The organism is Isoptericola haloaureus, assembly GCF_036689775.1.
Lineage (GTDB): Bacteria > Actinomycetota > Actinomycetes > Actinomycetales > Cellulomonadaceae > Isoptericola > Isoptericola haloaureus.
In genome coordinates this window covers 204,636-217,260 of record NZ_JBAGLP010000117.1, presented here as the reverse complement: position 1 = coordinate 217,260, position 12,625 = coordinate 204,636, and the positions used below count along the sequence as shown (strand labels likewise).

Below are 12,625 nucleotides of genomic sequence, written 5' to 3'. Positions count from 1 at the left end.
AGCACCTCGACGAGCGCCTTGATCATGAGCATGTCGGCCAGCAGCTCGGCGGGTCGGCCGCGCGAGCTCGCGGGCGACGGCGACGCGCAGCTGCGGGTAGCCCTCGTAGCCGAGGGTCTGCGCGGCGCGCACGACGGTCGGTGGCCGTCGTGCAGCCGACGACGGCCACCGGTGTCCACGCCGGTGCGGAGCGGTACCCCTACAGGTGGATCGCACCCGTGGCCAGCAGGACGACGCCGACGACCGCGCACGCGAGGACCGTCAGGAAGGTCGCCAGTGCCGGGCCCGTGAAGACCCTGTTCCGTCGCTCGCGTCGAGCGACGACGTACAGCACCGTGGCCGGTGCCAGCAGGAGGCACGCCAGGAAGAGGAACACGTAACCCGCTGCCCAGAGGAGGAACACCGTGTAGACGGTCGCCACGCCGGCGATCGCGAGCTCGAGGCGCCGGGTCCCTCGGGGGACGCCGTCATAGCCGTCACGGCGGACCGCGATCTTCACGGCGTAGGCGGCCGCCAGCGCGAACGGTGCCAGCGAGAGCGCTGCCGTGAGGTCCAGCGTGAAGTCGAGGGCGTTGTCCACGAACTGCACGGCGAACAGGATGAGGGTGACGAAGACCGAGGTCCACAGCACGGCGTTCTGCGGGGCCCCGCGGCGGTTCTTCCGGGCGAAGTACTTGGGCAGGTCACCGTCCTCGGCCGCGGCGTACACGACGTCTGCCGCCAGGAGCTGCCAGGCGAGATAGGCGCCCAGGACCGAGACGATGAGTCCGATCCGGATCAAGGTCCCGCCCCACGGCCCGACGGCGGACTCCAGCACGCCGCCGATCGACGGCTGCTGCAGCTCGGCGATCTCGGCGCGCGGGAGGATCCCGAAGGACAGGATCGAGATGCTCGCGAACAGCGCCAGCACGGACGTGAAGCCCAGCACGGTGGCGCGACCGACGTCGCGCCGCTTGGTGGCGTACCGCGAGTAGACGCTCGCGCCCTCGATCCCCAGGAAGACGAAGACGGTGATCAGCATCGTGCCCTGTACCTGGGAGAACAGCGAGTCGCCTCCCGGCAGGTCGTACCCGCCGGTGAGGTTGCCGGTGAACACGTTCCAGTCGAAGGCGAAGACCACCAGGACGAGGAAGAGGACCAGCGGGACGATCTTGGCGATGGTCACGACGAGGTTGACGACCGCGGCCTCCTTCACCCCCCGTCGGATGAGGGTGTAGAAGCCCCACACGGCGGCGCCCGACAGACCGAACGCGAGCCAGGTGTTCCCCTCGCCGAGAGCGGGCTCGAGTCCCGGGAAGAGCTGGGACACGGTGGTCATGATGAGCACCCAGTAGAACGCGTTGCCGGCGCAGGCGGACGCCCAGAAGCCGAACGCGGAGAGGAAGCCCGGGTAGGCGCCGAAGCCTTCCCTCGCGTAGACGTACACGCCGTTGTCCAGCGTCGGCTTGCGCAGCGCGAGCTTCTGGAAGACGAACGCGAGCGCGAGCATGCCCAGACCGGCGATGCCCCAGGCGATCAGTGCCCCGTAGACGCCGGTCTCCCCGGCGAATCTCGAGGGCAGCTGGAACACTCCCGCGCCGACCATCGAGCCCACGACCATCGCGGTCAGTGCGGGCAGGCCGAGGGTGGCGGTGCGAGAGGTCGTCGAGGCCCGGCCAGCACCCTCGATGCTGTCGGCCGGCCGGATGTCGGTCGTCGTCATGGTGATCTCCGGTCAGGGTGGCGCGTCAGACGCGCGGGAGCGGGTGGGTGGGAGCGAGCTCGCGCACGAGGTCTGCCAGGTCGATCTCCTCGCCGAGCGAGTCGAGATCGAGATCCGCCTCGGGCGGCAGGAGACCGCAGTCCATCTCGCGGACGAGACGGAGCGCCGCCTCGATCTGGTGGAGCTCGGGGAGGTCGTGGAGCGGGTCGAGGTGCAGGGTCATGGGTCTCTCCGTGTGGTGGGGGGCGCTCGGTCGGCGCGCTCGGTCGTGATGACTGCTCCAGCCTGCTGTCCTCGAGGGCGCCCGGGAGGGGGTTCCCGGTGGATTCGCCCCCGGCTTCACCCCGCGGGGCGGGCGAGGCCCCGCGGGACGGTCGGATGCCGGTGACGCGCGGTGCGGCGGGCCGTCGGTGGGGCGCTCGTGGGGCGCTCGTGGGGCGCCGGTCAGAGCTGCCGGGCGCCGGCAGCACCGTCGACGGGGCGGCGGCGGACCGCGGGGGCGAACCCCGGGGTGAGATCGCCGTCGGTCGGGGTCGGGCCCTCCCCGAGGCGCGGAACCTTGAGGTGTCGGACCGGCGATGACGCGTTCGGAGCCCGGTCCCGACAGTCCCTTCCCTTCGCATCCTCGTGAGGTACCCCGTGACCAGCTCCCTGATCGACCAGTCCGCGGCCCTGCCGCTCGTCCCCTCCGCCCTCGGCGCGGACGCCTCCGCGACCACGGTCGGCGTCCACTCCGAGGTGGGGCGGCTCCGCAAGGTGCTCGTGTGCCGCCCCGGCCTCGCGCACCGCCGGCTGACCCCGACGAACTCCGACCAGCTCCTCTTCGACGACGTCCTGTGGGTCGACCGGGCGATGGAGGACCACGCCCGGTTCGTCGGCGACCTCGACTCGCTCGGCGTCGAGGTCCTCGAGCTGCACGACGTGCTCGCCGAGACGATGGCCGCCCCGGGGGCCCGCGACTGGCTCCTGGACCGACTCGTCGTGCCCGACGCGGTGGGCACCGGCCTCGTGGACGCCACCCGTGAGCACCTCGAGCGGATGGCGCCCGACTGGCTCGCCGAGCACCTGATCGGAGGGCTGGCCACCAGCGACGTCCCGGACCTGCCGGCCGGGTACCGCGCGCTCGCCGAGTACTCGCCCGACTCGCGCGAGTACCTGCTGCCGCCGCTGCCCAACACGCTCTTCACCCGGGACACGACCACGTGGCTCTACGGAGGCGTCACCCTCAATCCCCTGTACTGGCCGGCCCGGCACGGCGAGACGATCCTCATGAAGGCCGTCTACCAGTTCCACCCCGAGCTCGGCGGCTCCACGGTCTGGTGGGGCGACCCGGAGACGGACCACGGCCAGGCGACCTTCGAGGGCGGTGACATCATGCCCGTCGGCAACCGCACCGTCCTGATGGGGATGAGCGAGCGGACCTCCCGCCAGGCCATCACGCAGGTGGCCTCGGCGCTGTTCGACGCCGACGTGGCCGATCAGGTGGTGGTCGGCGGCATGCCGAAGCTGCGCGCGGCGATGCACCTGGACACCGTGATGACGTTCGTCGACGTCGACGCCGTCACGGTCTACCCGCGCATCGTCGACGCGATCCACCCGTTCGTGCTGCGTCCCGGCGGCCGGCCGGGGCAGGTCCACGTCAGCGACGAGGGGAACCGTCCCTTCCTCGACGTCGTCGCTCGAGAGCTCGGCCTGGGCTCGCTGCGCGTGATCGAGACCGGCGGGGACGTCTACGAGGCCGAGCGTCAGCAGTGGGACTCGGGCAACAACGCCGTGGCGCTGGAACCTGGGGTGGTCTTCGCCTACGACCGCAACACCACGGCGAACGCCGCGATGCGTGCCGCGGGGATCGAGGTGCTCGAGATCGCCGGAGGCGAGCTCGGCCGCGGCCGCGGCGGCGGGCACTGCATGACCGGCCCGATCGTGCGCGACCCCGTCTTCTGACCCCTATCCCGCCCCGTCGACATCCCGGAGACCACCATGAACACCCCTGACCGCACGCATCCGCCCACCCGCCGACGCCGACGCGCCCGCTGGCGCCGACGCCTGGCCCCCGCGGTCGTCACCACCATCGCCGGAGCCCTGCTGGTCACCGGCGGGGCCGCCGTGTTCGCCACGGGCGACACGCCGGACGCCGATCCCCTCGTGGGTCGGTCGTTCACGGCCGTCCCGGCACCCGGAGCCACGGGCCCGGCCGAGCCGGTCACGATCCGCTTCGAGGAGGGCCGCGTCGCGGCGTCGGCGGGCTGCAACACGCTCGCCGCGCAGGCGCGGTGGGACGGTGGCCGGCTGGAGCTCGAGGGTGCCCTCGCGACGACCGGCAAGGCCTGCAGTCCCGCGCAGGAGGAGGCCGAGCAACGGCTCGCGACCTTCCTGCGGTCGGCCCCGGCGCTGCAGGTCGACGGTGAGACGATCCGGCTCGGCGATGCGCACGAGATGGTCCTCACCCGGCCACGCGCTGACCGGCTCGGCGGCGTCGTGTGGCGGGTCACCCATGTCCAGCGGGACGGACGCGAGACGGCCGTTCCCCGCACCGTGCAGGCCGAGGTCTGGTTCACCGAGGAGACGATGCGCCTGCGCACGGGCTGCAACAGCGGCGTCGGGTCCGTGACGGTCACGCCCGACGTCGGCGCGGACCGGGGCACGCTCGACGTCGACCGGTTGCTCACCACGACGGGCGCCTGCACCCCGCAGGAGACGCCCGTCCAGGCCGCGGTGATCCGCACCCTGCAGGGGGCGTCGTCCTTCGAGGTGTCGGGGGAGGAGCTCCGCCTCGACGGCGGCGCGGACGGGCTGGTGCTGACCCGGCTGGGCTGAGGATCCGTCCCGGCCGCACCGTGTCCGCGGGCCCCGACGCCGGCGGCGTCGGGGCCCGTTCGCGTCGTCAGGCGTCGACGTCCTCCAGCAGCCCCAGGTCCACGGCCCGTGTCAGCGCCTCGGCACGGGTCCTGGCGCCGAGCTTGGCGTAGAGCGTCCGGAGCTGTGCCTTGACGGTGTTCACCGAGACGACCAGCTCGGCGGCGATCTCGGTCCGCGAGTCCGTCCCGGCCAGCGCGTGCAGCACCTCCCGCTCCCGGGGTGTCAGGGCAGGAGCCTGGGCGCGCTGCCACAGCCGTCCGTCGACGACGGCGGGCACCCGGGCGAACGCCAGCGCGAGCGTCGTCGCGGCGTCCTGAGCACCGTCCTGCTCGAGCGCCGCGAGGACCCCGGCACGGTCCTCCTCGGCCAGGAGCGTGACGGGCCAGTGGATCCCGTGCTGGTCCATCAGCGCGGCGAGGGTGGTGCCGAACGCCGTGGCGCTCACGGCGGCGTCGGTCCGCTGCGCCACCGTGACGCCGGCCACCGCCACGAGCGCGTCCTGCAACGGGGTGCCGATCGCGCCCTGCGCCTGCGCCAGGAGGGCGACGGCGTCCTCCTCCTGACCGCGGGCCGCGGCGATGATCGACCGCAGGGCGCTGTCGGCCGCCTGGCCGCGACCGCGCAGGCGCTGGCGGGACTCCTCTCGCGCGGCACCGGTGGCGAGCCGCAGGATCGTGCGCATCGCTCCCAGGCGCCCGACGACGCTGGGCAGCGTCGTCGGGCGCACGCGCTCGCGGCGCACCTGTCCCAGTCGGCGCTCGGCCTCGGAGGCGTGCCCCTGGAGCGCCTGGGCGACGGCACCGGCAGCGACGGCGAACTCCCAGTGCTCCAGGGTGTCCAGGTGCGGGGCGAGGGGTTCGAGCTCGGCGAGGGCGGCCTCGGCGTCGCCGTCGTCGATGTGCACCCAGGCCTGGGCGATGCTGCGGAACGCGCCCTGGTAGCCGTCGACCCAACCCGTGGGCCAGGCATCGGGCTGCACGACGGCGAGCTCGGCACGGGCCGCGACGAATCGCCCGTCCAGGACGTCGGCCATGGCGCGGCCGCACGCCGCGACGTTCGCCAGGTGCGGCCAGTCCCGCTCGGCGGACAGCGCGGTCAGCGCGTCGTACGCCTCCCGGGCCGCGGGGAGGTCGTCGCCGAAGAAGAGGCTCGTGGCCGCCTGGGAGACGGCCAGTGCCGCGGCCCCGTCGATCGACGGGGCGCCGTCCAGGTCGTCGTCCTCCCGGGCCAGGGCCAGCTCGCGCACGGCGCGTCGGGCCGTGTCCAGCATCCGGGTGCGCTGGCCGAGCAGCCGCCAGGCGGCGGTCTCGAGCCCGTACAGGACGACCCGTTCGGCCGGTGGCGCCGAGGCGATCCGCTGGTGCGACGCCTGCACGGCCGCCGCCAGGAACTCGGTCGCCCGCCGCTGCGTGCCCGGCCGGGCGTTGAGGACCAGTGCCAGGAACATCGCCAGGAACGGCTGGGAACGGACCTGGGCCGCGGGCATCGCCAGGAGCATCCGTGCCAGCCGTGCCGACTCCTGCGGCGGCAGGGGGAAGACCCGCACGAGCAGGTGGTCGGCGAAGCCGAGGTCCCCCGCGCGCAGCGCGTACTCGACGGCGGTCGCGGCGTCGTGACGCTGCTCCCACAGCCAGTGCGCCGCGGTGTCCAGGACCCGTGGCACCAGCGTCGGGTTCGTCTCCGCGAAGCGGGCCGCCGCCACCGCCCGCACCTGGTCGCTCAGCCGGAGCACCGGTGTGCCGTCGGGCTGCGTGGCCCAGTACCCGAGGCCCAGGCGCCCGAGGGTCGCCAACGGGTCGACCGCGGTCTCCGGGTCGGCGGGGGCGGCGACGACGCGCTCGAGCCGCTGCGCCAGCGCGGCGTCGGCGTACGGTGCCAGGGACACGGCCCCGAGCAGCTCGAGCAGGTGCGGGTCCCGGACACGCGCCGACAGGTCCTGTCGCACCCCGGCCGCCAGCGCCTCGGCGGCCTGCGCCGCGGTCAGGGGGCGGCCGGGCGTCCGCGAGGCGCTCGCGGGGAGGCCGGCGAGGACGTCCAGCGCGTAGCGCAGCTCCAGGACCGACCGCCGTGCGGTGGACCGCAGCAGCACGTCGACGGCGGAGTCGTCGAGCCGGACGTCGCTGCTCGCCACGACGGCCCGCGCCTCGTCCACGGTGAGGGCCAGGTCGTCGTCGGCGAGGACCACGGCCCCGAGCGTCCTGCGCGCGGCAGGGCCTTCGAGCACGGTCGGGAACCGGCCCGCCACGGCGCACCGTGCCGTCCGGACGCCCTGCAGGACGGCAAGCAGGTCGAGGCCGACGTCGTCCCAGAAGTCCCCGGCGGACGCGAAGTCGTCGAGCACCAGCAGCACCGGAGGCGCCGACGACAGGCTCCGGGCGATGGCGTCGCGCACGGAGGCGGCCGCGTCGGCGACGGTCACCAGCTCGCGGTAGAAGGTGCCGTCGTCGACCAGGCCGGCGCGATGCAGGCGGGAGAGCACGTGCACCCAGAACCCGGCCCGCGACCGGATCTGGGCGTCCAGGGTGATCCATACGACGGCCTCGTCACCGTCGTCGTGAGCCGTCACCCACTGGGCGAGCAGCGTCGTCTTGCCCGATCCGCCCGCGCCCCGCAGGACAGTCAGGGGCGCGCCGTCGTCGAGGCGGCTCAGCAGCCGGGGCCGGGCGGCGAGCCACGGGGGGAGGCGTGGAACACCCGAGAGGTCGCCCATGCAGCACCTCGCTCCCGGTCGCCGAAGCCCCCCGGCTCCACGGTACGTCGCGGAGCCCGTGCACGGGCGTGCAGCGCGCGAACCGCCCGGGTGCCGCGCCGACGACCCGGCGACCGGAGGCCGGTCGCCTACTCCTCGATCGCCGAGCCCAGCTCGTGCAGGACGGCGGCCCGGGCGTCCCGCCCGCGTTCGCCGCGCCGGGCGACCAGCACCTCGACGAGCGCCTCGATCATGAGCATCAGTGCCGCGCGGGAGGTGTGCAGCAGCTCGTCGCGGAACGACTCGTTGACCGGCGGGACGACGAGCACGGTGTCGGCGAGCTGGGCGACGGGGGACTGCGCGAACGAGGTGATCGCCACGACCGGGGTGCCGCCGTCGTGCGCGGCCCGCATCACCTCCAGCGTGGCCTCGTTGGCCCCGGAGCCGGACACGACGAGGCAGACGGCCTCGGGGCCGAGCTGCCGGGCGGCGATGCGCTGGGCGAGGGCGTCGGCCAGCAGCTCGGCGGGCCGGCCCGCGGACGTCAGGCGCAGCACGAGGTCGAGGCCGAGCGGGGAGGAGAGCCCGTTGGCGACGACGAGCACGCGCCGCGCGTCGTCGAGGACGCGGACGAACTCCTGCAGGCCGTCCTCGGTCAGCCCGGCCACGGTGTGCCCGAGGCGGGCGGCGAACCGGTCGACGGACTCGCGCACCGCGCCGAGCATGGTGCCGTCGGGCGAGTCGTCCGACGCCGGGCGCAGCGCGAGCTCGCGGGCGACGGCGACGCGCAGCTGCGGGTAGCCCTCGTACCCGAGGGTCTGCGCGGCGCGCACGACGGTCGCCCGGCCGACCCCGACGTCGTCGGCCACCTGCTGGGCGGTGCGTTCGACGGCGGCGTCCAGGTCGGCGGCGATGGCCTCGGCGGCGCGGCGCTCGCCGGGGTGCATCGACGGCGCGAGCGCCACGATGCGGGCGGTCAGGGGTGCGTCGGCCGAGCCGGTCCAGGTCACCTCAGGCCCCTTCCATGATGCGGCGGCGCAGCGCGCCCGAGACGGCGTCGACGGCCATGGTGGTCACGACGACCACGATCAGCAGCATGCCGACCGTGTCCCATTCACGATAGTTCGTGTAGTTGGCCAGCATGCTGCCGATGCCGCCGGCGCCGACGATGCCGAGCACCGCGGACATGCGGATGTTGATCTCGAACCGGTACAGCGCGAAGGACAGCAGCGCAGGCAGAGCGGCGGGCCACAGCGCCCAGCGGACGACGGCGGTGCGGCCCCCGCCCGCGGCTCGGACGGCGTCGGCGGCGCCGTCACGCAGCGTCTCGACGGTCTCGTAGGTCCACTTGCCCTGCGTGCCGATCCCGGCGATGCCGAGGGCGAGCGCGCCGGTGAACGGCGTGAGCCCGGTGACGGTGAGCAGCACGAGGGCGATGATCACCTCGGGCACGGCGCGGATGACGGCGAAGAGCCCGCGCAGGGCCAGGCGCAGCCAGGCCGGCCCGACGCCTTGGGCGGCGAGCATGCCGAGCGGGATCGACACGACCACGCAGAGCATCGCGCCGAGCCAGGCCATGGAGATCGAGCGCCACATCTCGAACAGGGCGCGCGGCAGGCGCGACCAGTCCGGGTCGGCGAACATCAGCGCGGCGTACTCGGCCACGGCGGCGGGCAGCCCGCGCAGGTCGGACCACTCGACGTCCAGGGTCGCGGCGGAGACGAGCAGCACGAGGCCGACGACGGCGGTCGCGACGGTCTGCCCGAGCCGCGACGGGCGCGGGGGCAGGGCCGAGGCGGGCCGCTCGCCGGCGGGGCGTGACGTGGCGGTGCGGGACCGTGAGGCTCGGTTCTGCAGGATGCCGCTCATGCGAGCCTCCGGCGCAGCACGTTCGAGGCGGCCTCGATGAGGAGCACGACGACGAGGATCTCCAGGATGATGACGGACACGTCGCCGTAGGCGAAGAACCCGAACCGTTCGTCGAGCAGCCGGCCGATGCCGCCGGCGCCGACGATGCCGAGGATCGCCGAGATGCGGACGTTCAGCTCGAGGGCGTAGAGCCACTGGTTGCTGAACAGCGGCAGGCTCTGGGGCAGCGCGAGGGCGCGGTTCATGCGGCCCTGGGTGGCGCCGCCGGCGCGGGCGGCCTCGAGGTAGGGGTGGTCGGTCGAGTCGATCGCCTCGGAGACGAGCTTGACGACGATGCCGACGTCGAACAGCACGAGGGTGAGCAGGCCGGGCAGCGCGCCGACGCCCACCATCGCCACCAGGATGGTCGCCCAGACGAGGTCCGGGACGGCGCGGACGACGTTGATGACGGCGCGCACCGCGGTGCGGGTGACCGAGTTCGGGTTGGTGGGTCGGGCCGCCCACAGCGTCAGCGGCACGGACAGCGCGGCGGCGATCGCGGCGCCGACGAACGCCATCTGCAGGGTCTCCAGCATCGGCTGGATCGTGCGCGGGAGGAACGACCAGTTCGGCTGCAGCAGCGCGGACAGGTTGGCCGCGCCGTGGCGCCAGTTCCGCGCGATGGCGCCCAGGTCGATCTCGACGCCGCCGATCGCGGGCAGGCAGGTCGCCACGGTGAACGCCGCCAGCGCCGAGACGACCAGGGTGCGGCGCGGCCAGGTGCGCGGGCGCGGCGGGACGTCGAGGCGCGGGGCGGGTTCCGCCGTCGTGCCCGGGCTCACGTGCGGTCCCCGAGCCGGTCCTGCGGGCGGATGCGGCGGCCGTAGATCTGCTCGAAGTCGGCCTCGGTGGCCTCGGCCGCGGGGCCGTCGTAGACGAGCTCGCCGTCGCGCAGCCCGATCATGCGGCGGGTGTACTGCCGGGCGAGGTCCATCAGGTGCAGGTTGACCAGCACCGTGAGGTGGCGTTCGGCGTTGATGCGTTCCAGCTCGGACATCACGGCGTGCGCGGTGGGCGGGTCGAGGCTGGCGACGGGCTCGTCGGCGAGCATGATGCTCGGCTCCTGGGACAACGCCCGGGCGATGGCGACGCGCTGCTGCTGCCCGCCGGACAGCGCCCCGGCCCGCGACCAGACCTTGTCGAGCATGCTGACGGTGTCCAGGGCGGTCAGGGCGACCTCGCGGTCGCGGGCGCTGGTGACGCCGAGGAGCGTGCGCAGCCGCCCGGCGCGGGCGAACCGGCCGACCAGCGCGTTGCGGTAGACGTCGACCCGGGTGGCCAGGTTGAAGCCCTGGAAGATCATGCCGACGTGCCCGCGCACCTCGCGCAGGCGGCGACCGTGCAGACCGGAGACCGTGTGCGGGCCGACGGTCACGGTGCCGGAGGTGACGGGCACGAGGCCGTTGATGGTGCGGATCAGGGTCGACTTGCCCGAGCCGGACAGGCCGACGATCGAGACCATCTCCCCGGCGTCGATGTCCAGGGAGACGTCGCGCAGGGCGGTGGTGCCGTTCGGGTAGGTGACCGAGACGCCGTCGAGGCGGATCGGCCACGCGGCGGAGGCCGGGGCGTGCCCGGCCTCCGCCGCCTGGCTGTCGTGAGTCATGGCAGTCAGCCGGCGAACTGCTCGAGGATCTCGCCGTAGCGGGCGATCTCGTCGTCGGCGGTCTCGGCCGTCCAGTCGGACAGGCCGACGAGCTCGAACATGACGTCGGCGGCCTCGTCGGAGGAGTCGGCGTAGTCGTCCATGAGCTGGGTGAGCTCGGCGACGAGGTCGTCGGGCAGGGTGTCGGTGACGGCGACGCCGCCGTTGGGGATCATGTCGGTGTAGGCGAAGGCCACGGCCTTGTCGGCGATGTCGGGGACCTCCTCGGTGACCGTGGTGCGGGCGTCCCAGTAGGCGAACCCGACCTCGGCGTCGCCGTTGGCGACGGCGAGCACGGCGTTGTTGTTGCCCTCGACGGGGATCTGGGTGATGTCGGCGTCGGTGTCCAGGCCCGCCTCGCGCATAAGCACCACCGGGTACTGGTAGCCGGCCGGCGAGGTGGCGGCCTGCAGCGCGACGTCCGCACCGGCGAGGTCGCCGAAGACGTCGGTGGCGGCCGGGCCCTGACCGGTCGCCGCGGCGCCGGCCTCCTCCAGGCCGTTGCAGTAGGACAGCTCGATGCCGCTGGCCTCGTAGGTGGCGAGCACGGGCTCGTCCTCGCAGTACTTGTCGGGGTTGTTCGTGTACGCGACCGACGCGTAGGACGTGGCGCCGAAGCGGACGTCGCGCAGGACGAGCTCCGCGCCGTAGCGCTCGGTCGCCTGGTACAGCGAGCCGGCGTCGGTGATGATCACCTGCGCCTGGTCGGCGCCGAGCGCCTCGACCGTGGCCGTGTAGTCGTTCGCGACGACGCCCTCGACCTCGATGCCGAGACCGTCCGAGAGGTAGGTGGTCAGCGGGTCGAGCGCCTCGGCGAGGTTCTCGCCCTCGACGGACGGCACCAGGGACATGGTGATCGACTCGGGCCACTCGGTGCCGGCGTCGGTCGAGTCGGCGTCGGCGCTGCTGCCGGCGTCATCGGCTCCGGCGCAACCGGCGAGCGCGAGGACGAGCGCCGCGGCGGCACCGGGAGCGAGCAGGGACTTGCGCATGGGGAGGGTCACCTTTCGAGGGAGTCGGCCGTGCCGGTCGGCACGGACTCGGGGTGGTTCGCGGGGGTGGCTTCAGTGGGGGCTGTGGTGGTGGCTCGGCGGGCCCACGCCGTGATGTCGGGGGCGAGGGCGTCGAGCGTGCGGGCGTGCATCGTCACGCTGGCGGGCGGTGTGTCGGCCGTGGGGCCGACCAGCGCCGTCGCGGCGCCGAGCGCCGTGGCGGGTGCCAGGTCGTTCTCCACGATGTCTCCGACGGCGAGCACCGGGCCGTCGGCGAGGGCGGCCTCGACGATCGGGGTGAGTCCGGCGGGCTTGCCGACGTCGTAGTGCAGGGCGGCGAAGCGCTCGCGGACGCCCCAGGTGGTCAGGAGGCGTTCGACGCCGACGCCGGGGGCGTTGGTGGCGAGGACGACGCGGACGGCGTGGGGGAGTGCGTCCAGGAGTTGTGCCAGTCCGGGGGCTGCGTCGACGGGCGCCTCAGGGGTGCCGAGGACGCTACGGCTGGCGAGGTAGGCGTGCTGCAGGGCGGTGGGGTCGACGCCGTCCTGGCGGGCCAGGGTTCCGACGACGTCGTACCCGTCGCGGAACTGGGTGGCCGTGCCGGCGTCGTGCTCGCGCAACGTGGCCATGACCCGCTCGAGGTACCCGGGCCCGGCGTGCCCCGCGACCTGCCGGGCGAACGCGAGCACGGGGCCGTCACCGACGGCGAGCGTGCCGTCGAAGTCGAACAGGATGGTCGGGGTCACGCGGGCTGCCTCCTCTGGTGGACGATGCGTTCACGGTAACCAGGCTGTGTGAACTGTTCGGTCACGAGGAGGTGAACAGCGGAT

Annotated in this window: 11 protein-coding genes; 2 read left to right on the top strand and 9 right to left on the bottom strand. The window is 73.8% G+C overall.

Going from position 1 to position 12,625, the window contains the following annotated elements; genetic code table 11:
* Window positions 1–199: 199 nt before the first annotated feature.
* Together V5O49_RS09175 and V5O49_RS09170 are read right to left on the bottom strand one after the other, a co-directional pair.
* Window positions 200–1,702 (bottom strand): basic amino acid/polyamine antiporter, encoded by a 1,503-nt coding sequence (locus V5O49_RS09175; protein ID WP_332901957.1) that lies wholly within the window; start codon window positions 1,700–1,702, stop codon window positions 200–202.
* 25 nt (window positions 1,703–1,727) lie between these two features.
* Window positions 1,728–1,925 carry a hypothetical protein gene (locus V5O49_RS09170; RefSeq protein ID WP_332901956.1) on the bottom strand — a complete coding sequence of 66 codons (198 nt, stop codon included), beginning with the start codon at window positions 1,923–1,925 and terminating at the stop codon, window positions 1,728–1,730.
* A 449-nt stretch (window positions 1,926–2,374) separates the two neighbouring features.
* On the opposite strand from V5O49_RS09170, the gene V5O49_RS09165 reads away from it, so the two are divergent.
* Window positions 2,375–3,646 (top strand): arginine deiminase, encoded by a 1,272-nt coding sequence (locus tag V5O49_RS09165; protein WP_332902144.1) that lies wholly within the window; start codon window positions 2,375–2,377, stop codon window positions 3,644–3,646.
* 36 nt (window positions 3,647–3,682) lie between these two features.
* Window positions 3,683–4,519: an META domain-containing protein gene (locus V5O49_RS09160; RefSeq protein WP_332901955.1), complete on the top strand. Its 837-nt coding sequence runs from the start codon at window positions 3,683–3,685 to the stop codon at window positions 4,517–4,519.
* 67 nt (window positions 4,520–4,586) lie between these two features.
* Here V5O49_RS09160 and V5O49_RS09155 read toward each other — a convergent pair whose 3' ends face one another.
* The 7 genes from V5O49_RS09155 to V5O49_RS09125 all read right to left on the bottom strand — a co-directional run bounded on the left by V5O49_RS09155 (window position 4,587) and on the right by V5O49_RS09125 (window position 12,541).
* On the bottom strand, window positions 4,587–7,271 hold the full coding sequence (locus V5O49_RS09155; RefSeq protein ID WP_332901954.1) for a helix-turn-helix transcriptional regulator: 2,685 nt from the start codon (window positions 7,269–7,271) through the stop codon (window positions 4,587–4,589).
* 128 nt (window positions 7,272–7,399) lie between these two features.
* Window positions 7,400–8,260 (bottom strand): MurR/RpiR family transcriptional regulator, encoded by an 861-nt coding sequence (locus V5O49_RS09150; protein ID WP_332901953.1) that lies wholly within the window; start codon window positions 8,258–8,260, stop codon window positions 7,400–7,402.
* 1 nt (window position 8,261) lies between these two features.
* Window positions 8,262–9,119: a phosphonate ABC transporter, permease protein PhnE gene (phnE, locus tag V5O49_RS09145; protein ID WP_332901952.1), complete on the bottom strand. Its 858-nt coding sequence runs from the start codon at window positions 9,117–9,119 to the stop codon at window positions 8,262–8,264.
* Complete coding sequence (phnE, locus tag V5O49_RS09140) at window positions 9,116–9,940, bottom strand: phosphonate ABC transporter, permease protein PhnE (protein WP_332901951.1); 825 nt, start codon at window positions 9,938–9,940, stop codon at window positions 9,116–9,118. Before phnE (V5O49_RS09140) ends, phnE (V5O49_RS09145) begins: the two co-directional genes overlap by 4 nt.
* On the bottom strand, window positions 9,937–10,764 hold the full coding sequence (gene phnC / locus V5O49_RS09135; RefSeq protein WP_332901950.1) for a phosphonate ABC transporter ATP-binding protein: 828 nt from the start codon (window positions 10,762–10,764) through the stop codon (window positions 9,937–9,939). Before phnC ends, phnE (V5O49_RS09140) begins: the two co-directional genes overlap by 4 nt.
* Window positions 10,765–10,769: 5 nt before the next feature.
* Window positions 10,770–11,795, bottom strand: coding sequence for a phosphate/phosphite/phosphonate ABC transporter substrate-binding protein (gene phnD / locus V5O49_RS09130; protein ID WP_332901949.1), 1,026 nt, complete (start codon window positions 11,793–11,795; stop codon window positions 10,770–10,772).
* Window positions 11,796–11,803: 8 nt separating this feature from the next.
* On the bottom strand, window positions 11,804–12,541 hold the full coding sequence (locus tag V5O49_RS09125) for an HAD family hydrolase (RefSeq protein WP_332901948.1): 738 nt from the start codon (window positions 12,539–12,541) through the stop codon (window positions 11,804–11,806).
* Window positions 12,542–12,625: the final 84 nt, after the last annotated feature.

Coding starts and splice junctions, on each gene's coding strand:
- V5O49_RS09175 (WP_332901957.1), bottom strand. CDS start 1,702: ATGACGACGACCGACATCCGGCCGGCCGACAGCATCGAGGGTGCTGGC.
- V5O49_RS09160 (WP_332901955.1), top strand. CDS start 3,683: ATGAACACCCCTGACCGCACGCATCCGCCCACCCGCCGACGCCGACGC.
- V5O49_RS09170 (WP_332901956.1), bottom strand. CDS start 1,925: ATGACCCTGCACCTCGACCCGCTCCACGACCTCCCCGAGCTCCACCAG.
- phnC (WP_332901950.1), bottom strand. CDS start 10,764: ATGACTCACGACAGCCAGGCGGCGGAGGCCGGGCACGCCCCGGCCTCC.
- phnE (WP_332901952.1), bottom strand. CDS start 9,119: ATGAGCGGCATCCTGCAGAACCGAGCCTCACGGTCCCGCACCGCCACG.
- V5O49_RS09155 (WP_332901954.1), bottom strand. CDS start 7,271: ATGGGCGACCTCTCGGGTGTTCCACGCCTCCCCCCGTGGCTCGCCGCC.
- phnD (WP_332901949.1), bottom strand. CDS start 11,795: ATGCGCAAGTCCCTGCTCGCTCCCGGTGCCGCCGCGGCGCTCGTCCTC.